This is a genomic window from Mesorhizobium sp. NZP2077, assembly GCF_013170805.1.
Lineage (GTDB): Bacteria > Pseudomonadota > Alphaproteobacteria > Rhizobiales > Rhizobiaceae > Mesorhizobium.
The window spans coordinates 5576189-5596619 of sequence record NZ_CP051293.1 but is presented as its reverse complement, the minus strand read 5'-3'; the positions used below and the strand labels follow the sequence as shown (position 1 = coordinate 5596619).

21 protein-coding genes and 1 pseudogene are annotated in these 20431 nt (G+C 62.0%); 12 read left to right on the top strand and 10 right to left on the bottom strand.

What is annotated here, in order from left to right; all coding sequences use genetic code 11:
• Positions 1-13: 13 nt before the first annotated feature.
• The 6 genes from HGP13_RS28070 to HGP13_RS28045 form a co-directional block, all read right to left on the bottom strand.
• The gene (locus HGP13_RS28070) at positions 14-769 is read right to left on the bottom strand and encodes an SDR family oxidoreductase (protein WP_172231621.1); all 756 of its coding nucleotides are present in this window, start codon (positions 767-769) and stop codon (positions 14-16) included.
• A 15-nt stretch (positions 770-784) separates the two neighbouring features.
• On the bottom strand, positions 785-1516 hold the full coding sequence (locus tag HGP13_RS28065; RefSeq protein ID WP_172231618.1) for an ATP-binding cassette domain-containing protein: 732 nt from the start codon (positions 1514-1516) through the stop codon (positions 785-787).
• A gap of 3 nt (positions 1517-1519) precedes the next feature.
• Positions 1520-2497 carry an ABC transporter permease gene (locus tag HGP13_RS28060; protein ID WP_027058271.1) on the bottom strand — a complete coding sequence of 326 codons (978 nt, stop codon included), beginning with the start codon at positions 2495-2497 and terminating at the stop codon, positions 1520-1522.
• A gap of 76 nt (positions 2498-2573) precedes the next feature.
• A complete protein-coding gene (locus tag HGP13_RS28055; RefSeq protein ID WP_172231615.1) occupies positions 2574-3551 on the bottom strand; it encodes a sugar ABC transporter substrate-binding protein in 978 nt (325 codons plus the stop codon).
• 24 nt (positions 3552-3575) lie between these two features.
• Positions 3576-4778, bottom strand: a complete 1203-nt coding sequence (locus HGP13_RS28050) for a mandelate racemase/muconate lactonizing enzyme family protein (protein WP_172231612.1) — start codon at positions 4776-4778, stop codon at positions 3576-3578.
• Positions 4775-5497: a FadR/GntR family transcriptional regulator gene (locus HGP13_RS28045; protein WP_172231609.1), complete on the bottom strand. Its 723-nt coding sequence runs from the start codon at positions 5495-5497 to the stop codon at positions 4775-4777. The genes HGP13_RS28050 and HGP13_RS28045 overlap by 4 nt, the downstream gene beginning before the upstream one ends.
• 103 nt (positions 5498-5600) lie before the next feature.
• On the opposite strand from HGP13_RS28045, the pseudogene HGP13_RS28040 reads away from it, so the two are divergent.
• The 8 genes and pseudogenes from HGP13_RS28040 (at position 5601) to HGP13_RS28005 (ending at position 12865) form a co-directional block, all read left to right on the top strand.
• Positions 5601-6508, top strand: a pseudogene (locus HGP13_RS28040) (SMP-30/gluconolactonase/LRE family protein).
• A gap of 199 nt (positions 6509-6707) precedes the next feature.
• Entirely contained in the window at positions 6708-7592 is an 885-nt protein-coding gene (locus tag HGP13_RS28035; RefSeq protein ID WP_172231606.1) for an ABC transporter permease, read from the top strand.
• Positions 7589-8410: an ABC transporter permease gene (locus HGP13_RS28030; RefSeq protein ID WP_172231603.1), complete on the top strand. Its 822-nt coding sequence runs from the start codon at positions 7589-7591 to the stop codon at positions 8408-8410. The genes HGP13_RS28035 and HGP13_RS28030 overlap by 4 nt, the downstream gene beginning before the upstream one ends.
• 25 nt (positions 8411-8435) lie before the next feature.
• The gene (locus HGP13_RS28025; protein WP_172231600.1) at positions 8436-9503 is read left to right on the top strand and encodes an ABC transporter substrate-binding protein; all 1068 of its coding nucleotides are present in this window, start codon (positions 8436-8438) and stop codon (positions 9501-9503) included.
• Positions 9504-9769: 266 nt separating this feature from the next.
• Positions 9770-10378 carry a cupin domain-containing protein gene (locus HGP13_RS28020; RefSeq protein WP_172231597.1) on the top strand — a complete coding sequence of 203 codons (609 nt, stop codon included), beginning with the start codon at positions 9770-9772 and terminating at the stop codon, positions 10376-10378.
• Positions 10368-11453 (top strand): ABC transporter ATP-binding protein, encoded by a 1086-nt coding sequence (locus HGP13_RS28015; RefSeq protein ID WP_172231594.1) that lies wholly within the window; start codon positions 10368-10370, stop codon positions 11451-11453. Before HGP13_RS28020 ends, HGP13_RS28015 begins: the two co-directional genes overlap by 11 nt.
• Before the next feature lie 355 nt (positions 11454-11808).
• A complete protein-coding gene (locus HGP13_RS28010; protein WP_172231591.1) occupies positions 11809-12162 on the top strand; it encodes a SnoaL-like domain-containing protein in 354 nt (117 codons plus the stop codon).
• Positions 12163-12514: 352 nt separating this feature from the next.
• Positions 12515-12865 carry an ArsC family reductase gene (locus HGP13_RS28005; RefSeq protein WP_172231588.1) on the top strand — a complete coding sequence of 117 codons (351 nt, stop codon included), beginning with the start codon at positions 12515-12517 and terminating at the stop codon, positions 12863-12865.
• Between the two features lie 47 nt (positions 12866-12912).
• Here the strand turns inward: HGP13_RS28005 and HGP13_RS28000 are convergent, their stop codons facing one another.
• The 3 genes from HGP13_RS28000 to HGP13_RS27990 all read right to left on the bottom strand — a co-directional run bounded on the left by HGP13_RS28000 (position 12913) and on the right by HGP13_RS27990 (position 15543).
• Entirely contained in the window at positions 12913-13266 is a 354-nt protein-coding gene (locus tag HGP13_RS28000) for a DUF488 domain-containing protein (protein ID WP_172231585.1), read from the bottom strand.
• A 23-nt stretch (positions 13267-13289) separates the two neighbouring features.
• On the bottom strand, positions 13290-14546 hold the full coding sequence (locus HGP13_RS27995; protein WP_172231582.1) for an aminopeptidase: 1257 nt from the start codon (positions 14544-14546) through the stop codon (positions 13290-13292).
• Positions 14547-14628: 82 nt separating this feature from the next.
• Positions 14629-15543 carry a LysR substrate-binding domain-containing protein gene (locus HGP13_RS27990; RefSeq protein WP_172231579.1) on the bottom strand — a complete coding sequence of 305 codons (915 nt, stop codon included), beginning with the start codon at positions 15541-15543 and terminating at the stop codon, positions 14629-14631.
• 96 nt (positions 15544-15639) lie between these two features.
• Between HGP13_RS27990 and HGP13_RS27985 the strand changes: the two genes are divergently transcribed.
• The 3 genes from HGP13_RS27985 to sbmA all read left to right on the top strand — a co-directional run bounded on the left by HGP13_RS27985 (position 15640) and on the right by sbmA (position 18525).
• The gene (locus HGP13_RS27985) at positions 15640-15864 is read left to right on the top strand and encodes a hypothetical protein (RefSeq protein WP_172231576.1); all 225 of its coding nucleotides are present in this window, start codon (positions 15640-15642) and stop codon (positions 15862-15864) included.
• Between the two features lie 129 nt (positions 15865-15993).
• Positions 15994-17151, top strand: coding sequence for a YbfB/YjiJ family MFS transporter (locus HGP13_RS27980; RefSeq protein WP_172231573.1), 1158 nt, complete (start codon positions 15994-15996; stop codon positions 17149-17151).
• 114 nt (positions 17152-17265) lie between these two features.
• On the top strand, positions 17266-18525 hold the full coding sequence (sbmA, locus tag HGP13_RS27975) for a peptide antibiotic transporter SbmA (protein WP_172231570.1): 1260 nt from the start codon (positions 17266-17268) through the stop codon (positions 18523-18525).
• A gap of 25 nt (positions 18526-18550) precedes the next feature.
• On the opposite strand, the gene HGP13_RS27970 is transcribed toward sbmA, so the two are convergent.
• Complete coding sequence (locus HGP13_RS27970) at positions 18551-19558, bottom strand: polysaccharide deacetylase family protein (RefSeq protein ID WP_172231567.1); 1008 nt, start codon at positions 19556-19558, stop codon at positions 18551-18553.
• 194 nt (positions 19559-19752) lie between these two features.
• Between HGP13_RS27970 and HGP13_RS27965 the strand changes: the two genes are divergently transcribed.
• Positions 19753-20418, top strand: coding sequence for a tetratricopeptide repeat protein (locus HGP13_RS27965; protein ID WP_172231564.1), 666 nt, complete (start codon positions 19753-19755; stop codon positions 20416-20418).
• Positions 20419-20431: the final 13 nt, after the last annotated feature.

Below are 20431 nucleotides of genomic sequence, written 5' to 3'. Positions count from 1 at the left end.
CGGAGCGCCACCGCTACCAGCCGCCATCGACGCTGATGTTCTGACCGCTGATCATGTCTGCAGCCGGGGAGACAAGGAACAGCACGAGATCGGCGACATGCTGCGGCTCGATACGGCGCTTCAAGCTTTGGTTGGTCAGGATCCAGTCATTGTATTCCTTGAGCCGTTCTCCGAAAACGCGCTCCTCCGCCTCGGAAACGACGGCGCCGGGCGACACTGCGTTTACGGTAATGCCATGCGGTCCCAATTCCCGCGCCAGCGACTTCGTGAGACCGAGCATGGCACCCTTCGAGGCTACATAAGGCACGTAACCCTCCCAGCGGCCATTTAGCGTCACTGAACAGAAATTGACTATTCTCCCGTGGCCCTTGTTCTTCATGCCAGGAGCGCAGGCGCGTACCAGAGCGAAGGCGGCTGAGGAGTTCACGCGGATCTGGTCCTCATATTCGGTGAGTGAAAATTCTTCGAACGGACGGTTGATGATAAGCGCTGCGTTGTTGATCAGGATGTCGATCGCGCCTTCTTCGTCGGCGAGCGCCTTGATCGTCGCTTCGGCTTCGGCCAACCGGTTCAGGTCGCCGCCGACATAGACGATCGTACCCTTGTTTGCCGCCGCCAATTCCGCCGCGATGCCGGGCCCTTCGGCATTCTCCGGTCGGTCAAGCAAGAGCACGCGCGCGCCGGCGCGGGCAAGTGTGGCGGCCTGGGCGCGGCCGAGCGAACCCAGACCACCGGTTAGGAGCACAACTTTGCCGGAAAGGTTCGTCATCGCCATTTCCCGCTTCTAAAGCACGCTGTGGACTTCATCGATGGAGGTTTCCTCGATGCGCTTGTCGAGCACGACCTCGCCGCGCGCCATCGCGACCACGCGATCACAGCAGTCAAAAACGTGATGCATGTTGTGGCTGATGAAAATGCCGGTCACCCCTTGTGCCTTCAGCCCACGTACAAAGCCAATAACCTTGCTGGTCTCCTTGACCGATAGGTGATTGGTCGGCTCGTCGAGGATCATCACCTTCGACTTGAAATGCATGGCGCGCGCGATGGCGACGCCCTGCCGCTGGCCGCCTGACAGTTCGCCGACCAACGCGTCGGGCGAGCGCAGATGCAGGTCGACATCGGCAATCGCCTTGATGCTTTCGCTAGCCATTTTCTTCTGATCCAGGATGCCAACACCGAACACGGAAAACCGCGTCGGCTCGCGGCCGATAAACAGGTTCCTGGCAATCGACATGGTGGGAACCATCGAATTGTACTGGTAGATGGTCTCGATGCCGAGGTTCATCGCGTCGCGCGGCCTGGCGATCCGCACCGGTTTGCCGTCGACCAGGATCTCGCCCTCATCGGCGGTATGGACGCCGGACAGGATGTTGATGAGCGTCGATTTGCCGGCACCATTGTCGCCGACCAGCCCGAGCGCCTCGCCCCGCTTCAGATCGAGGCTCACCCCCTTTAGCGCATGGACGCCGGAATACCATTTGTGAAGATTGCGGACGGAGATGATTGCGTCTTCCAAGCCTCAGCCCTCCATCTTGATCGCCTTGGCGCGCTTGCGCATCCAGGCATTGGCGACGACGGCGAAGATGGTCAGGAAGCCGATCGCGAATTTGAACCAGTTCGCGTCAACGTGGGAGAGCACAAGCCCGTTGTCGATGATGCGGATGAGGATCGTGCCGATGATGCCGCCAGCGACCGTACCGATGCCGCCTGCGAGCGAAGCACCGCCGATGACCGCCGACGCGACCGCCTGGAGTTCCAGACCCTCGCCGATGGACGGCAAAGGGGAGCCCAGCCTCAGCACCTGCAACATGCCGGCGAAACCGGACAGCATCGAGCAAAGCATGAAGCATGCGAGCTTCACCCTTGCGGTCGGAATGCCCATCGAGGCGGCAGCGGGATGAAAGCCGCCGGTGGCCTTTATCCAGTTGCCGAAATTGGTCCGGGAAAGCATCAGCGATGTCAGCACGGCAATTCCGACAAACCACACGAACGACATGCGGAACATATGGCCGGGACCGACAAACGAGGTGAACAGCCAGTTCGGCAGATCGACGGGAAGCAAGGGCGGAAACCCACCCGAGACAACGATCGTCAGTGACCGGGCGATGAAAAGCATGCCGAGCGTGGTGATGAAGCTCGGGATCTCGAACCAGATCGTCACATAGCCATTGATGAATCCGATCACGGCACAGACGACAAGCCCGGCCAGCAAGGCAAGGGGGAAAGGGACCCCCTCGACCATGAGGACGGCCATGCACATCGGCATCAGCGCGAACACCGACCCAACCGACAGGTCGAACTCGCCGCTGATCATCAGGATTGTGACGCCGATGGCGACGAGGCCCGTCTCAGGCAGAATGCCGAGTATGCCGCGAAGGTTATCCTGATTGAGGAACACGCCATCCGAGCGGATCTCGAAAATCACCACCAGAAGCGCCAGCAGGATCAATCCCGCCAGTTCCGGCTTTTCCAGATAGGTCTTGAAGAGGCGTTTCAAGGCAGGCTCCAGGAATTCGAGGCAAGGGACCGCCCGGCGGTGTGAACACCGCCGGGCGAACACATGGCGCGTGGGCCTAGCGCAGGCCCTGCGCGGAAAGCGTCATGATCGCGTCGGCCTGGTCGGGGCGTACGATGCCCTGGCCCGTATCAATGTCGGATGGTGCCAGACCGACCTTCTTGTTCAGATAGGCTTCCATCACCGGCATGAAGCCCTGCATGTAAGGTTGCTGGTCGACCAGGGCCTGGACGTAGCCCTTCTGCATTTGTTGCAGAACTTCCGGCACCAGGTCGAAGCCGCCAAGCAGGACTTTGCCCGGCGCGACGCCGCGATCCTGCAGCGACCGCGCAACGCCGGCGCACCAGAACCCGGTGTCGAAATAGGCGGTGGTGTCGGGATGCGCGTTGAGATAGGCGCCGACACGATCGGACGTGACCGCGAGATCCGTTCCGCTGTCGATCCGCTCCCATGAAACCTGACGATCGGGATGGGCCGCCTTGTACTCCTCCAGGAACTGCATCACTCCCGCGCCGCGACTTTCCGACCAGTTCTGGCCTGGTGCCGAAATGCCGACCAGAACCTTGATTGGCCCTTCTTTCGGGAAGCTCTCGGAAATCGCCTTGCCGAGCGAATAACCCGCCGGCTTGAAACCTTGCCCTATGAAGGCCTGCCGCGCATTGCCCTTGGCGCCTTCAGTGTCATCGACATTGACGGCAATCACCAACACGCCGGCATCGCGTGCCTCCTTGATGACGTCGTCGAACGCCTTGTTGTCGACGATCGATGTCAGCAAGGCATCCGGCTTGGCGGCAAGGGCGGCGCGCATGTTGGCGAGTTGCTGCTCGACCGAACCTTCGGTCTGGGTGAAGATCATGTTGCATTTGGCCTCGACCTTGCCGCAGGCATCGTCAAAGCCCTTCTTCACCGCTTGCCAGAACGTGTTCGAGGCCGACGAATGATGCGTGAAGACGATGTTGAGCCCGTCGGCGCTGGCCACGGAAGGCCCGGCGAGCAGCGTCGTCGCGAGCAAAAGCGTTGCAGTCAGTCGTTTCATTCTATCCCTCCCGTTGAGTGTGTTTCAGATGTCTGCCTTGTCGGAGACGCGGCGATGGACGGTGTAGGCCCGACCGAGGTCGGGATTGAGCTCCAGCCCGAGCCCGGGGCCGGGCGGCACGGTGATCATGCCGTCCTTGACTTCCGGTAGTGCGGTCACGAGGTCGCGGTACCAGGTCCGGTAGAATGCCCGCACGCTCTCCTGTACGAGTGCGTTGGGCGCGTTGAGGGACAAATGTGTGGACGCCGCCAGAACCACCGGCCCCGTGCAGTCGTGCGGGGCGACCGGCAGGTGCCACGCCTCCGCCATCGCCGCGATCTTGCGTGCTTCGGAAAGCCCGCCGCACCAGGAAATATCCAGCATGACGATGCCTGCGGCACCGGTCTCCAGAAGATCCCGGAATGCCCAGCGACTGCCCAAGGTTTCCGATGCCGAGATCGGCGCCGGGCTCGCGGCCTCATAGCGCTTGAGGTCGGCGAGGCTGTCCATCCGGATGGGATCCTCATGCCAGTATGTGCCATAGGGTCCGAGCGCTTTGGCGATCTTGATCGCCGGCAGGAGCTGCCACAGGGAGTGGAATTCGACCATGATGTCGATCTTGTCGCCGACAGCTTTGCGGATCTTCTCGAAGGGTTGCAGCGCGGCTTTGAGGTCAGTGGCGCTAATGTCTTGCCCCCGGCCTTTCTCGGCGGCATGGTCGAAAGGCCAGATCTTCATGGCCGTGATACCCTCTTCAAGCAGCTCTACCGCCAATTCGTCGGCGCGGTGGAGAAATCCATTCAGGTCGTCGTAGCCCTGCCTCGTGCCGAGACCATAATTTGCGGTTGTCTGCCCCTTGCCGTCCTTGATGTATTCGGTGCCGGCGCAGGTGTTGTAGGTGCGGATGGACTGCCGCGAAAAGCCCCCTAGAAGCTGTGCAATCGGCTGGTTCATGGCCTTGCCGAAAATATCCCAGAGCGCGATGTCGAAGGCGGAATTGCCGCGGACTTCGACCCCGCTGGAGCGGAAACCGAGATAGCCAACCAGGTCGGCGGAAAGCAGATCGATCTGCAGTGGATCGCGGCCGATGACGCGTGGCGCGACATATTCATGGACATATTCCTCGACCGTGCGGGCCAGGAAGAAGGTTTCGCCAAGGCCGGTGATGCCCTCGTCGGTATGAACCTCGATCCAGAGCAGATTGGGCCGCTCTTCGATACGAATGGTCTCAAGCGCGCGGATTTTCATGCGATCCCCGCATCGATCAGTGCCTTGACGCTTTTGTCGAAATGCGCGGCCATATGTTCGGCGGCAAGTTGCGGGTTCCCCGCGATGATCGCCCGGGCAATATCTCCGTGCCCATCGATCATCTTGATCTGCTCTTCCCCGGTGGCACGCGTGCGCCAGCCGATCACCCAGGTGCGTCGCGTGACACCGCTGAAAGCGTTGATGATCAACGAAAACACCGGGTTGTGAGAGGCCCGCGCGATCGCCTCATGGAATGCGATGTCGTGCTCCATGACGATCTCGGGCGCCTGATGGTTCTCGCGCATCAGCCGCGCACATTTTTGGATTTCAGCCGCCTCGGCGTCGGTCCGCCGGAGTGCGGCGAGCGCCACCGTGCGCATTTCGATGGTACGACGCACATCGTAAACCTGCTGGATGCTGATCTGTTCGGTGGTGACGCCATGCTCGATCACCATCGACATGGCGCCAATGTCGAGTTTGGCCACGCTGGCGCGACGTCCGGCGCTCATGTCGATCAGGCGCATCGCCGACAGTGATCGAAACGCCTCCCGCACCACTGTTCGCGAGACGCTGAGCTTGCGGGTCATGTCGGCTTCACTGGGCAAGAGGTCGCCAGGGCCAAGGCGCTCAACCCGGATGTGTTGGGTGATGGCCTGAATGGCGGCACTCACCAGGCCGGGATTTGTCTCGTCAGGTCCTATGCTGCGATCGCTCACCATTTGCCCAAAACCTGTATGACATGTTTTCTTGAAATGTGTATATCTTTGTGAAATCTTGTCTGTCAATAGCGGTTGACCACGCGACAGTCGGAAAGGGAAAAGGGTGGTGGATAGCGAAGAAAAGCAGCCAGGCTTCGTGTTTGATGCCCAGGATATTGTCGGCGAGAGCCTTGTCTGGGACGAGAGCACGAAGACACTGATCTGGGTGGATATCATTGGGCGACGCATCCACCGGCTCGATCCGCCACTCTAGATCACGAGAGCTGGCAGACACCGTACTTCGCAACCTCGATTGGCCTGCGCAGGGACGGTGGCGCAGTTGTCGGGCTGCGAAAGGACGTGGCACTGTGGGATTTCGGAGAAACCTTCAGGACGATCGCGACGATCGAACCGGACAGCCCTGACACACGGCTGAATGAGGGTGTGGTCGCCCCGGACGGCTCATTCTGGGTCGGCACCATGGAAAACAATATCGGCCCCGACGATCGTCCACGCGATATCTCGCGAGATGCGGGGCGGATCTATCGCGTCGACACTGCCGGCATTGTCGAGGCGCTCAGCGCCGATCGCTTCGGCATCACCAACACTATGGTCTGGACGGCGGATGATGCCTTCATCACGGCAGACACGACCAAGAACCAGATCTTTCGCTATCGCTGGGACAGGGTGCAATCGCGAATAACCGACAGGCGTCTTTTCTTCGCGGGCTTTCCACGCGGTTTGCCGGACGGGTCGTGCATGGATGCGGAGGGCTATGTCTGGAATTGTCGCGTCGCAGGGGGCGGCTGCCTGGTCCGTATTTCACCTGACGGAGTTCTGGACAAGGTGGTGGAACTGCCCTGCAGCTGGCCGACGAGCTGTGCTTTCGGTGGCGAGAATTTCGACATCCTCTTCGTCACCTCGGCTCGGTTCACCATGAGCGAGAGACATCTGCGGGCGAACCCGCAGGAGGGCGGGCTCTTCGCGGTGCACGCAGGCGTTCGAGGCACACCGACCAAACGGTTCGGATGAGATAACCCAGTTAACGCGGCTGAGAACGGCAGGCTTACCAGGTCGGCTACGGCTTTTCGACCATTCCGGGCAAAGCCGCAAGCGTTCCGGCGGTCGCCGGAGCGCTGACGGCAACAATTCATGAAAGCCGGATTCGGCTTGACAGTTTCATGAATATGAAAAAGTCTTAGCCAATTTCAAAACCCGGGTGAGCAGGTCGATGTCGACCCTAGTTGCAATGCAAGCGCCAGAGGCCCGGTCTTCATCGGCTTTCCGGCTCGCTATGCTGCTGCCGGGGGCGCTGGTCACTTTCGTGCTGATCCTGTTTGCGCTTGGCCTGGTGCTGTTCCTCGCCTTCCGTGGCAATGACGGTTCGCTGCTCGGCGTTGGGCTGACCGTTGAAAACTTCGCCACCGTGGTCACCGATCCGCTCTACTGGACGGTGACGCTGCGCTCGCTGGTCATTGCCGGCCTGGTGACGCTGGCGACCGTCGTCACCGCCTATCCCGTCGCCTACTATCTTGGTTTCCATGCCCGGCGGCGGCGTAGCCTGCTGTTGTTCCTGGTGACGCTGCCGTTCTGGACCAGCTATCTCCTGCGCGTCTTCGCCTGGAAAATCGTGCTCGCCTACAACGGCGTCTTGAACTCGGCGCTGATCGAAAGCGGTATCTGGTCCCAGCCGACATTGGCCTTCCTGAACACGCCGGCGGCGGTGGTCGTCACGCTCGCGCATGCCTATGCCCCCTTCGCCATCCTGCCCATCTATGTGGCGCTGGACACCATCCCGAAATCGATGCTCGAGGCTGCTTCCGACCTTGGCGCGCGGCCGTTCACCGCGTTCCGCCGTGTCGTGCTGCCGAACTCGATGCCGGGCGTGCTGGCGGCGGCCCTCGTCGTCTTCGTGCCGACGGTCGGCGACTATGTCACCCCGGCCATGGTCGGCGGCCCGACCAGCACCATGATCGGCTCGCTGATCCAGTCGCAGTTCGGCAAGGCCAATGACTGGCCGTTCGGCGCCGCCCTTTCGGTCTGCGTCATGCTGGTCATCCTGCTTGTGGTGCTGGTGGCGCGCGGCGCCGACCGCAGATTTGGCAGCCGCACATGAAAGCGGAACGCGCCAGCACGAAACGCGATGGCCGCTGGCTCGGTCTCTATGTGCTTGCCTATCTGGTGTTTCTCTATCTGCCGGTCCTGCTGATCCCGCTGTTTTCCTTCAACGATTCCATCCAGGCGGCGTTTCCGCTGCAGGGCTTCACGCTGCAATGGTACGAGACGCTCTATGGCAATCCGGCGCTGTCGGGCGCGCTCTTGAACAGTCTCGTCATCGCCGCCATCGCCGCCTCCGGCGCCACGCTGTGCGGCATCACCGTGTCCTATATGGACCTCTATGGCCGCTCGCCCCTTGCCGCCACCATCAGCGCCATAGCACGGCTGCCGATCCTCATTCCCGGCGTTATTGTCGGCATATCGCTCTTGATCCTGGTCAACCTCATCGGCCTCGGACCATCGCGCATCGCCATCGTGCTCGGCCACATACTGGTGGCGCTGCCGACGACGGTGGTCGTCATGCGCAGCCGCTTCGCCGCCATCCCGAAGACCGTTCGCGAGGCCGCGCTCGACCTCGGCGCCTCCGACTGGACGACATTCCGGCGCGTCATGCTGCCGCTCAGCCTGCCCGCCGTGCTGTCGGCCTTCATGCTCGCCTTCCTGATCTCCTTCGACGAATTCATCGTCGTCTTCTTCCTCGCCGGCACTGAGCCGACGCTGCCGCTCTACATCTGGAGCCAGCTGCGCTTTCCCCGCTCGCTGCCGACCGTGATGGCGCTCGGGACGGTGATCCTGGCCGTATCCTTCATCATCGCCGGCACAGCCGAGCTCCTGCGTCACCGCGGGCTTGGCGCCGGGCGCCGCAATACAGCCTGACCACAACAATGAGAGGAGAACGAAAATGGCATTTCTGAAATCGATAACCGGACACAAGGCCCGGGCCGGCCTCGCTGCACTGGCGCTCGCGCTGTCGTCGACCGTGGCGCTGGCCGCCGAAAAGCTGCAATACTTCACCTGGTCGGGCTACGAACTGCCCGACTTCAACAAGAGCTTCCTGGCCGCACACCCCGATGGCGTCGAGGCCTCGATCTTCGGTGACGACGACGATGCCTTCACCAAGGTCAAGGCCGGCTTCCGCCCGGATATTGCGCATCCCTGCTACGACAAGGTGGCGCGCTGGAACAAGGAAGGCCTGCTGCAGCCGATCGACACCAAGCGCATCAAGAACTGGGATTCGATCTTCCCGGTGTTCAAGAACCTGCCCGATCTGCAGGCCGGCGACGGCAAGGTCTGGATGGTGCCGTGGGACTGGGGCAACACCTCGATCCTCTACCGGACCGATCTGGTGAAGAACCCCGAGGCCAGCTGGAACCTTCTGTGGGACAAGCAATATGCCGGCCGCATGGCGACCATCGACGCCGTCCACGACACGCCGATCGTTGCCGCACTTCTGGCCGGCGTAAACCCCTTCGACATGACGCCCGAGCAGATGGACAAGGTCGCGGTAAAGCTGCGCGAACAGCGCCCGCTGCTGTCGAGCTACACCACCGACATGACCTCGGTCGAGCAGGCGCTGGCCAGCGGCCAACTGGTCGCCGCCATGACCTGGAACGCGTCCGCCACCTCGCTGAAGAAACAGGGCGTGCCGGTCGAGTTCATGAAGCCAAAGGAAGGCATGCTGACCTGGGCCTGCGGCTTCGTCATGCTGAAGGATGCCAAGAATGTCGATCTCGCCTATGACTTCATCAACAGCCGGCTGGATGCCGATTCAGGCAAATTCCTGATCCAGTCCTACGGCTATGGCAGCTCGCTCTCAACCGCCTTCGCCGGCGTGGCGAAGGATGAACTTGAAAAGCTGCAACTGCCGTCCGATCCGGAAGTGATGCTGAAGACCACCATCTTCACCGGACCAATGAAGCAGAATGACGATGTGGCCAAGATGTTCGAGAAGGTGAAGGCTGGCGGGTGAGCTGAGGTCTTCCCTTCTCGCCTTGTGGGGTGAGCAGCCGGTTCGCGTAGCGAATTCATCGTGCCGGTGGCACGATGAAAGGCCGGAAAACGCCGGGACGCTGCGAAGCAGCGGGGACCCGGCAGGGTAGATCGGCCACCACGCCCGGCCCTTCGCAGGCTCAGGGCGTTCGAAGCTCGAAAAGCCAAGCAATTGGCTTTTCGTTCGCTGGGCGAACCGCTTCTTACCCCACAAGGGGAGAAGGGAAAGACAACGAGGACGAATGCATGGATGTTCTTGACGAAGCCGCCGAGAAACCCAAGGACGATGCCGACGTTCGCGTCGGCCGGCGGGTGCGGGCGCTACGGCTGGAGCGCCGCCTGTCGCTGGCCGAACTGGCGGCAAAAGCCGGCGTGTCGATCGGCGCGCTGAGCCAGATCGAGCGGGGCATGTCCTCATTGCGCGTCAAGGTGATCTGGCCGCTCGCCGCTGCGCTGGACATCGAGCCGTCGGCGCTGATCGCCGACGGCAATGATGCCGTCAACGATCTCTATTGCGTGCGTGCCAACAGCCGCCGCGTGATTCCCGTAAAATCCGAAGGCATCGCCAAGGCGCTGCTGTCGCCGCCGGGCGCGACGCTGACCGGCATGCTGGTGACGGTGGAGGCCGGTGGCGGCACGGCGGAAGCCTATGCCCATGCCGGCCATGAATTCGGCTACGTGCTTTCGGGCGAGGTCGAACTGGTGGTGGATTCGACCAAATACGGGCTGAAGACCGGCGACAGCTTTGCCTTCAAGAGCACGCTTTTGCACGCCTTCCGCAATCCCGGCGCCGAGCAGTGCCAGATCCTGTGGGTCAACACCACGAAACCGTCCGAGGTTCGCGATGGCGCCTGATCCTCTCGTCCGGCTGCAAAATGTCTCGAAGATTTTTCCCGGTGGCATCGTTGGGCTCGATGCCGTCGATCTCGACATCATCAGCGGCGAGTTCATCACGCTGCTCGGGCCATCCGGCTGCGGCAAGACCACCAGCCTGCGCGTCATCGCCGGCTTCGAAAGCCCGTCGACCGGCAAGGTCTTACTCGACGGCCGCGACATCACAGCGCTTCGGCCCTTCGACCGGCCGGTCAACACGGTGTTCCAGGATTACGCGCTGTTTCCGCACATGAACGTCGCCGAAAATGTCGGCTTCGGCCTGTCGCTGCGCAAATTGTCCGGCGCCGAGCAGGCAAAGCGCGTCGGCGAAGCCCTCGACATGGTCGGTCTCGCCGACAAGCTTGGCGCCCGCGTCTTGGAACTGTCGGGCGGCCAGCGCCAGCGCGTCGCGCTCGCCCGCGCCATCGTCTGCGAGCCGCGCGTGCTGTTGCTCGATGAGCCGCTGTCGGCGCTAGACGCGCATCTGCGCGAACAGATGCAGGTCGAGTTGAAGCGGCTGCAGTCGCGCCTTGGCACGACCTTCGTCATGGTCACCCACGACCAGACCGAGGCGCTGTCGATCTCCGACCGCATCGTCGTCATGAACAAGGGTCGCATCGAGCAGATCGCGCCGCCGGCGACGCTCTATGATCGGCCCGCCACGAAGTTTGTCGCGAGCTTCATCGGCACCATGAATCTCCTGCAATCGCGTTTTATCGGCCGTGATGGCGATCGCCTGCGTTTCACCGCCGGCACGTTGCCGCTGGAAGCCATTTCTGAAACCGGCCCGTCACCCGGGGAAGGCGAGGTGCGCACCATTGGCGTGCGCCCGGAGGATTTGCTGGCCGCCACTGAGGCGACAGAAGGAACCGCGCCGGCGCGTGTCAACAGCATCGTCTTTCACGGCCGCACGCTGCGCCTGCACGCGGAACTGGGGCAAGGCATGCCTGTGGTGATCGATGCCCCGCGCCAGGCCGAGAGGTTTCAGTTCAGCGTCGGCGACGTGGCGCATATCAGCCTCCGCCGTGGCGCCAACTGCCCTATGCTCTCCGCATAAGTTGCCCGTCCCAGAAAACCGGAGCATCACTGGTGCGGAAGGCACCAGTCTCGCTTCATTTCCGCTGAAGCGCGTGTTGCCAAAATCCGAGAACGATCGATTGACCCGGTCAGCTGGTTGGTCCGGGATTTTGTGCCGATCCACAGTTCCCATCGGCAAGGGTTTCTACAAGGAGCGTGGGAGTTGGCAATTGACCGGCCAGGTCGATTCCATGGCCGGCATGTGAGAAATCGTCGTCAAACAGCCGCGCTATATCTATCGTCCTGACACGCCTTGTCAGCTGTCGTTCGGGCAAAGGTGGCGGGCCGCCAAGCTATTCCCTACTTCGAATGCGTCTGAACAGGAGGAATACAAAATGACCATCGCGGACATTGCCAAGGATTTCACCGAGCTGCTTAAGCAGGGTGATCACGCCGGTGCTGGCGAGAAATACAACGCCGACGATATCGTCAGCTACGAAGCCATGGGAGGGCCGATGGCCGTGGCCCGTGGCAAGGAGGCTCTCAAGCAAAAGGGCCAATGGTGGCAAGAGAACCACGAAGTCCATGGTGGCTCGGTCGAAGGCCCCTATGTCAACGGCGACCAGTTCGCCGTCCGCTTCAAGTTTGACGTAACGCCCAAGGCCACCGGCGAGCGTGTCACCATGGATGAGGTTGGCCTGTACACGGTCAAGAACGGCAAGATCACCGAAGAGCGTTTTTACTACTAAGGCCGGAGATACCGCCTTCGGAGCCCGCTCCTCGCTACAGGATCGAGTAACACGCATGGCGGCTGGGACAATGTCCTGGCCGCCATATGCAGCTTTTCACATCCTCTGCAAGCTGGTCTGCCCCCGTGCCCCAGGCATCGAAGAGGCCTATTTCCTGAGGGCTGTCGCCTCGTCGCGATGGATGGCGGTGGCGCTCTAGCGCGTGCCCTTGCCTGAAGCGCTCCCCTGACGGGTCGGCAACCCGGCAGCAAGCCCGAAAAATCCGCAGCTGCGAGCTTGGGCGCTGGCAAAGCGAGGAGGGCGGTTTTAGGCTGTGTCACGGATTCGACGGTCAGCCCAAGGGAAGCGCGCTTTGACGATCACCATCTACGGCATCACCACCTGCGACACGGTTAAGAAGGCGCGCGTCTGGCTGGAGAGCCATGATGTGCCCTACCGTTTTCACGATTTTCGCGCGGAGCGGCTCGACGCGAAGCGGCTGGATGGCTGGGTCGGCAAGGTCGGCTGGGAAAAGCTGCTCAACAAGGGCAGCACCACATTCCGAGAACTGGCGGATGCAGACAAGCAGGGCCTGGACGAGAAGAAGGCCAAGGCGCTGATGCTGGCCAAACCGACGATGGTCAAGCGGCCGGTGCTGGAGGTCGGTGACAGGGTTCTGGTTGGGTTCAAGCCGGAGGCTTATGAGAAGGCCGTAGGGAAGTAGGGCCGACCTTCACCTTCGTGCCCCCGGCCTCAGAAACATCAGCGACCTTAACCTGCGCGCAAATACCCCGCCAATGCCACGGCATTGTTGTGCGCCTCATCGTGCGCGCCATAGAGCAGTGTCACCTTACCCTGGCGGAGCAGTCCGCGCAGTTGCGCCACCGCCTCGCCATTCCCATCCAGTTCGGCTCCGTACCGCTTCCGAAACTCCGCCCAGCGCGCCGGCTCGTGCCCGAACCACTTTCGCAGCTCATCGCTGGGCGCGATCTCCTTCAGCCATAGCGCCAGCGCGGCCTCTTCCTTGCTGACGCCACGCGGCCAGATGCGATCGACGAGCACCCGCTGCCCGTCATCGGCAGCGGGCGGCTCGTAAATCCGCTTGACCATCAGGTCGAAGGCCATTCGACCTCCCTAAGGGGTGACCCTCAGGCCCACTCGCCCTTCCGCATCACCGGCACCTTGCGGCCGTCCTTGTGGACGCCGTTAATGTCGATTTTGTCCGAGCCGATCATCCAGTCGATGTGGATAAAACTCTTGTTACCGCCGCGCGCGGCGATCTCGTCCTGGCTGAGCGAGGCGCCATTGACGAAGCATTTCGAATAGCACTGGCCGAGCGCGATGTGGCAGGCGGCGTTTTCGTCGAACAGCGTGTTGAAGAACAGCAGCCCGCTGGCCGAGATCGGCGAGGAATGCGGCACCAGCGCCACTTCGCCCAGCCGCCGCGATCCCTCATCGGTGTCGAGCACTTTCTTCAGCAAATCTTCGCCCTTCGAAGCCTTGGCCTCGACGATCCGGCCTTCGTCGAACCGCACCGAGATGTCGTCGATCAGCGTGCCCTGGTAGGACAGCGGCTTGGTTGAGCAGACATGGCCCTCGACCCGCCTGGCGTGCGGCGTGGTGAAGACTTCCTCGGTCGGGATGTTGGGGTTGCAGGTGATGCCGTTCTTGGCGGTCGACGCGCCGCCCATCCATTCATGGCCGTCCGCCAGCCCGACAGTCAGGTCGGTGCCCGGTCCGGTGAAGTGCAGGGCGTGGAAATTATGGCCATTGAGCCATTCGGTGCGGCTACGCAGCGCTGCGTTGTGCGCCGTCCAGTTTGCGATCGGGTCTTCCACGTCGACCCGTGACGCAGCAAAAATGGCATCGGCGAGCTTCACCACGGCGACATCGTCGGCATCGCCGGGGAAAACCTGCCTGGCCCAGGCGAGGTCCGGATAAGCGACGATGTTCCAGTTGATGTCGAAGCCGGTGATCTTTTCCAGCGCCGGTTGATAGGCCATCGAGTTCGCCTTGTTGGCGCGCGCCACTTTCGCCGGATCCTGTGCCGACAACAGCGATGGATCCTCGCCGCGCACGGCAAGCCTGGCCGCATTGTTGGAAAAAGCCTTTGCCATGCCTTCATAGAGCCAGCCGGCGGCGTGGTCGAAACCGGCGTCCGCCCCGAAGCGGTAGCGCGCCAGCGTCATCTCGTCGTCGTTGAAGATCGGCGTCACCAGGCCGGCGCCGGCCTTGTAGGCGTGCTCGACGATCCGCCTGGTCAGCGGCAGGGCCGCGATCGACGAGGTCAGCACCAGGTCCTGTCCGGGCTGCAATTGCAGCCCGACCTTGATGGCGACTTCAGCCAGCCTGTCGAGCTTCACCGGGTCGATCGTTGCGGAAACGCCGCGCGAATGTGTGGTCATGATCCTGCCTGCCGTGATGTTTGATCTGGTCTTACATAGACCGCAGTCGGCATCCTTTCCACCGCGATTGCGGTGGGCCAGTTCAGGCCGCGCTTTCGAGTGACCCGAACTGCGCCATCGTCGCCGCGATCTCTTCCTTGATCCAGGCCTTGAAGTCCCGGACCTTGCGGCTCTCCGCCTTGGCCGACGAGGTCACCAGCCAGTAGCCGAGCCCGCTCTGGGCGCGGATTCCGAACGGCGCCACCAGCCGCCCGTCGGCCAGCGCATCCGCTGTCAGCAATTGCCAGCCCAGCATCACGCCATGGCCGGCAATGGCCGATTCCAGGCACAGCATCGGATCGGTGAAGCGCGCACCCTTCTGGAAGGTGACGGGTTGAACGCCGGCAGCGGCGAACCAGCTTTCCCAATTGATCATCGCCCGCTCGTCGGTGATGGCGCAGGTCTGGGCAAGATCCTCGATCGATTGCAATTTCCTGGCGATGACCGGGGCGCATACCGGAAAAACCTCCTGCGCCAGAAGCAGTTCCGCTCGCCCTTCCGGCCATTTGCCGTCGCCAAGCCGGATGGCGATATCAACGTCGGAGCGGTCGAGATTGGTGAGCCGCACCGTAGCGTCGATGCGCAGCAGCACATTGGGATGGCGGTCGAAGTGACGCGATAGTCTGGGGAGCAACCATTTCGAGGCGAAGGCCGGTGCCACCGAAACCACCAACGTGCATTGCGTCGCCTCGTCGGCCAGCGCTACGGCCTGGGCAAGCTCGCGAAACCCCGTGCCGAGACGGGTCGCGAAGACGGCGCCGAGTTCGGTCAGGACCAGACCGCTTGCCGTGCGCTCGAACAACGCCTGGCCAAGCTGCTTTTCGGTGCGGCTTATCTGCTGGCTGACGGCACTGACGGAAACATTGAGCTCGCCAGCGGCCGCCGCGAGCGAGCCGAGACGGGCAACGGTTTCGACGGCGCGAAGGCCGTTGAGATGGACGCGGTTGAGCAAGGCCATTTGAGATTTTCTAAACCGTTCCGACTGAAATCTCAATTGAAAGACACATGGAAACGGCAGACTTTATCAATGGGAGCCAGACCCGTGGAGCCGGAAATGTTAAGGATGCTGTCATCACTTAAGGTTCTGTTCGCTGGGGGCACGCCGTATGAGCCGCGCTCACAGAGCGATACGCAGACATGGCTCACCGATCCGCTGTCGCACCCCGTCCTGAACACCATGTCGGAGCGCGAACTTGGCGACGTGCCGTTCAGGCTGACGGCGCGGCGGACGGTGCACGAGACCGCTTCGTGGCAAGCCGGTTTCGGTGGGCGCTGCTGAGCGGATCCCACACCCTTTGGCTTAAGGAAAACTCGAGCTGGCGCGACACGCTGTAGGCCCACTGGGTAGGCCCACTGGCCCAACGAAAGGCGATTGTTTCAGCGTTCCCTGCATTTATTGTGCGCTGCAATGACATCGGCCTCAACAGCGCTGCGCTTCACCGTCGCCGGCATGATTGCGATGGCCGTCGCCATGGGCATCGGCCGCTTCGTCTACACGCCGATTCTGCCCGGCATGATGGAAGAACTGCATCTGTCGCCGGCCAGTGCCGGGTGGATCGCGTCTGCCAATTATCTCGGCTACCTCGTCGGCGCGTTTGTGGCGGCGGGCGGCTGGGCGCATGGCCGCGAGCGCCTGCTGATGCTGGGCGGTCTTGGCGCCAGCACCGTCCTTGCGGCCTTGATGGGACTGTCCGACACCATGGTCGCCTTTCTCGTCATCCGCTTTCTGGCCGGTCTGGCCAGTGCCTTCGTCATGGTTTTCATGGCCAGCATCGTTTTCAGCCATATCAATGCAGCCGGTCGCGGCGACCTGCAGGCATGGCATTTTGGCGGTGTCGGCCTCGGCATCGCGAGCTCCGCGGCGATGATGGCGGTGCTGGTCACCGAGCATGCCGGCTGGGCATCTGGCTGGTTGTGGTCGGCGGCGATTTCGGCATTTGGCTTCGTGGTCGTGGCGCTGCTGGCGAACGAAGGCCCGCTCGCCAACGGCCAAGCCGTCCGTGAGCCGGCCCTGCCGAAAGACCGGTCGCTGATGAAGATGATCGTCGCCTACGGGCTGTTTGGCTTTGGCTATGTGGTAACGGCGACATTCCTGGTCGCCATCGTCCGCCAAGGCGGCGGCAGCCGCGTCTTCGAAGCCATGGTGTGGATGGTCGCCGGCCTTGCGGGTTTTCCTTCGACGTGGCTGTGGCAGAAGATCGCTGGACGGATCGGGCTCTACGCCGCCTATGCGTTGGCGTGCTTCATCGAAGTCATCGGCGTCACCGCCAGCGTGGCGCTTGGCGGATATTCGGGGCCACTGCTTGGCGGTCTGCTGCTCGGCGGTACCTTCATTGCCATCACCGCACTTGGCCTGCAGGCGGCGCGCCAGCAGGCGCCGAAGGCGCCGCGGCGCATCTTTGCATTGATGACGGCCTCGTTCGGCCTTGGCCAGATCATCGGCCCGATCGCTGCCGGCCTTTTGGCGCAGGCGTCGGGGAATTTCTTCCTGGCTTCGATCGTCGCCGCGGCCATGCTGGTCGTGTCCGGCATCGTCACATGGTCGGCCGCGCCAAAATCGCCATGATTTGTGGTCTTGCTCTGCACCGGGTATCGGGCAGGCATTTTCTTTCCCCCTAATGTGTGACTTTATGCCCGCCAAAGTCAGCTGATTTGCCCACCGAGCAAGGAATTCGCCACAGTGTTCGTATCTTTTTTCCCGCAGCCGAAGCTGTTTTTCAGTTCGGCGGTCATCTGGAGCCTTGCGGCAATCCTGTTCTGGTTTTTCGGCGGTGAGCAGCTGGGAGCAGTTTTTGGCCTGCCCCCTGCCGCGGCCGGTGTCCCGCCCATCGTCGGCATCTCCGTGTTCTGGTCGCCGCCCTTTCTATGGTTTTATCTCTATTTCGCGTTCGGTGTGGGAGCGTTTTACGCCTTCTGGGCCTGGTATTCGCCACATCCATGGCAGAGCTGGTCGATCCTGGTAACAGCCGGCATCCTGTTCCTCATCTATTTCAATGTGCAGATAAGCGTCGCCGTCAACGCCTGGTACGGGCCGTTCTTCGACTACGTCCAGGGCTTGATGTCGGGCACCACCGCATCCACTGCCGGAGAATTTTATGCAGGACAGGCCAGCTTTGTCTGGTTGGCGTTGATCGGCATGAATGTTTCAGTCGTCAACGCCTTTATCGTCAGCCATTGGGTCTTCCGCTGGCGTACGGCGATGAACAGCTATTTCATGGCCAACTGGGGGCAGCTTCGCCATATAGAGGGCGCCTCGCAGCGTATCCAGGAGGATACCATGCGTTTCTCCCAGATCATGGAGGATCTTGGATCGAGCTTCGTCCAGTCGATCATGACACTGATCGCCTTTCTTCCGGTCATGATCGCGCTGCAGCAGCACATCACCGAATTGCCAATCATCGGCACCGTTCCTCAACCGCTTGTGGTGGCGGCGATCGGCTGGTGTCTCTTTGGAACGCTTGCGGTGATGCTTGCTGGTATCAAGCTACCAGGTCTGCAGTTTCGCAACCAGCGCGTTGAGGCAGCCTATCGCAAGGAACTCGTCTATGGCGAGGATCACGCTGACCGCGCTCAGCCGGCGACGACGGCGGAACTGTTCGACAATGTGCGGAAGAATTATTTCCGCCTCTATTTCCACTACATCTACTTCAACGTCGTGCGCTACACCTACCTTCAGGCAGACAACATATTCTCCTTCATCATTCTGGGCCCTTCGCTGGTCGCCCACAAGATCACTTTCGGCACCCTCAACCAAATATCGAACGCTTTCGGGCGGGTGACGGGATCGCTCCAGTTCCTGATCAATTCCTGGTCGACCATCGTCGAACTTCAGTCGGTTCACAAACGCCTGCGCGCCTTCGAAGCGACGCTGCAAGGGGAGCCGCTGCCGGCTATCGATCAGCGTTACCTGGAACGGCAGGGGGCCGAGGACCCGACCTAGTCAGGACGCAATGCAGCTTGGCGGCTCAGCCGCCCACGGCCGCCTGTCTTTCGCCGCCATCCTGCCGCGAAACGTAGTCGCGAAAACTGATGCATTCGACATCTGATTTGACGCAGACCTCGCCGGCAAAGCGCTCCAGCGCGCTCCAGTAGGCGCCGTCATTCATCAGCGTGAAGTGGAAGCCGAGTTCCAGCGGAACGCGTTTGCCCTGATACTGCGCGTCGAAGGCGGCGCGAAACGCCTGATAGGTCCGGTCGGTGAACTCGCCCGCCTTGCTTGGCCGTTCGAAACCGCCGGAGTGGCGGACATAGAGATTGTAGTCCATGGCGATCACTGGCCGCGATTTCGGCCCCTCCGGGATCTGCGGCAGGGAAAAGCGGGTGATGCCGCCGACGGTCGGCGGTTGGGCAGGGCCCTCTGAAACGCCGCTGGCGTCGAACTGGTAGCCGGCGGCCGGCAGCGCTTCGTAAAGCGCCTTGCTGGTCGACAGATAGGGCGCGCGAAACCCGACCACCGCGTGCCGGGCGAAATCGCGCCAACCCTGCGGTTCAGGCGCAATGCCGTTGATCGCGTAGGCGTTCTCGAGAATGTGCTTGAACGAGCCGAATTCCTCCCGCCAGTCGGCCTTGCTCCAGTCCTTGCCGTCGAAATGGCCGCAGGCATGGCTGGCGATGTCGTGGCCCTCATGCGCGGCAAGGCCGATCTGTTCGAGCCGATCGGCGACTTCCTGTTTGGAAGCGGCAAAGCCGATGTTCGATTTCCCGGCCGTTTTGCCGGGCGCCGTGTATTCCGTGCGTGTCTCCGGCGACAGCAGGAAGACACAGGAGAGAAAATAGGTGAAATGCGCGCCGGTGCGCTGTGCCAGCGCGCGGCTGCGCTTCCACTGCGAGATGTCGCGGGCACTGTCGAAGGAGATGATGACCACCTGCTTCGGTTTTGCCGGCACTGGTGGCGCGGGCGGATCGGCGAGGGCCACGCCGGCGGTGGCCAGCGAGGCGAGCGAAAACGCAGCAACGCGAGACAAACAAGGCATCGGCAAACTTACGGGCTCCTGACGGTCAGCAAGCCGGCTATCCCCGAAATGTGGCGTGGGTGCGGTTGGCCCTTTCGTCCGTTTGCCCCAAGGATTAGCCGATTTTCCGCTTGAACCCCTTCCATGCCGACAAAATTTCGCTAAAACGCGGGCTCATGAACCGCCCCGGCCCGGGGCAAAAGTGGTTTTGATTGATGTCCGACGACAGTTTTATCCGTGAAGTCAATGACGAGATGCGTCGCGAGCAGGCGCAGAAGCTGTGGGACCGTTTCGGCCCGGCCTTGCTTGTCATTGCGATCCTGGTGGTGCTCGGCACCGCCGCCTTCGTCGGCTACCGCTATTGGGACGAGACGCGCGCCAACCGCTCCGGCGATGCTTTCTCGCAGGCCTTGAAGCTTGCCAATGACGGCAAGAACGACGATGCGCTGGCCGCGCTCGATCAGTTGGAAAAGGATGGCTACGGCGCCTATCCGCTGCTCGCCCGCATGCGTGCCGCCACCGTCAAGGCGAGCAAGGGCGACACCGATGCCGCCGTCAAGGATTTCGACGACGTCGCGGCCGACACCGCCATTCCCCAGGGCATTCGCGACATGGCGCGGCTGAGGGCAGCGCTCCTGCTTGTCGATCACGGCTCCTTCGCCGACGTGTCCAGCCGCGTCGAGGCGCTGACATCGGACACCAACACGCTGCGCCACACGGCGCGCGAGGCGCTCGGCCTTGCCGCCTGGAAGGAAGGCAAGACGCAGGACGCGCTGAAACTGTTCGACCAGATTGCCGCCGATGACGGCGCCCCACGCAACACCCGCGAGCGGGCAACGTTGATGTCCGAGCTGATCCGCGGCTCGGGCAATGCCTCGTAAATGCATGTCGCCC

Coding starts and splice junctions, on each gene's coding strand:
- HGP13_RS28070 (WP_172231621.1), bottom strand. CDS start 769: ATGACGAACCTTTCCGGCAAAGTTGTGCTCCTAACCGGTGGTCTGGGT.
- HGP13_RS28055 (WP_172231615.1), bottom strand. CDS start 3,551: ATGAAACGACTGACTGCAACGCTTTTGCTCGCGACGACGCTGCTCGCC.
- HGP13_RS28050 (WP_172231612.1), bottom strand. CDS start 4,778: ATGAAAATCCGCGCGCTTGAGACCATTCGTATCGAAGAGCGGCCCAAT.
- HGP13_RS28045 (WP_172231609.1), bottom strand. CDS start 5,497: ATGGTGAGCGATCGCAGCATAGGACCTGACGAGACAAATCCCGGCCTG.
- HGP13_RS28035 (WP_172231606.1), top strand. CDS start 6,708: ATGTCGACCCTAGTTGCAATGCAAGCGCCAGAGGCCCGGTCTTCATCG.
- HGP13_RS28030 (WP_172231603.1), top strand. CDS start 7,589: ATGAAAGCGGAACGCGCCAGCACGAAACGCGATGGCCGCTGGCTCGGT.
- HGP13_RS28025 (WP_172231600.1), top strand. CDS start 8,436: ATGGCATTTCTGAAATCGATAACCGGACACAAGGCCCGGGCCGGCCTC.
- HGP13_RS28020 (WP_172231597.1), top strand. CDS start 9,770: ATGGATGTTCTTGACGAAGCCGCCGAGAAACCCAAGGACGATGCCGAC.
- HGP13_RS28015 (WP_172231594.1), top strand. CDS start 10,368: ATGGCGCCTGATCCTCTCGTCCGGCTGCAAAATGTCTCGAAGATTTTT.
- HGP13_RS28010 (WP_172231591.1), top strand. CDS start 11,809: ATGACCATCGCGGACATTGCCAAGGATTTCACCGAGCTGCTTAAGCAG.
- HGP13_RS28000 (WP_172231585.1), bottom strand. CDS start 13,266: ATGGCCTTCGACCTGATGGTCAAGCGGATTTACGAGCCGCCCGCTGCC.
- HGP13_RS27995 (WP_172231582.1), bottom strand. CDS start 14,546: ATGACCACACATTCGCGCGGCGTTTCCGCAACGATCGACCCGGTGAAG.
- HGP13_RS27990 (WP_172231579.1), bottom strand. CDS start 15,543: ATGGCCTTGCTCAACCGCGTCCATCTCAACGGCCTTCGCGCCGTCGAA.
- HGP13_RS27985 (WP_172231576.1), top strand. CDS start 15,640: ATGTTAAGGATGCTGTCATCACTTAAGGTTCTGTTCGCTGGGGGCACG.
- HGP13_RS27980 (WP_172231573.1), top strand. CDS start 15,994: ATGACATCGGCCTCAACAGCGCTGCGCTTCACCGTCGCCGGCATGATT.
- HGP13_RS27970 (WP_172231567.1), bottom strand. CDS start 19,558: ATGCCTTGTTTGTCTCGCGTTGCTGCGTTTTCGCTCGCCTCGCTGGCC.
- HGP13_RS27965 (WP_172231564.1), top strand. CDS start 19,753: ATGTCCGACGACAGTTTTATCCGTGAAGTCAATGACGAGATGCGTCGC.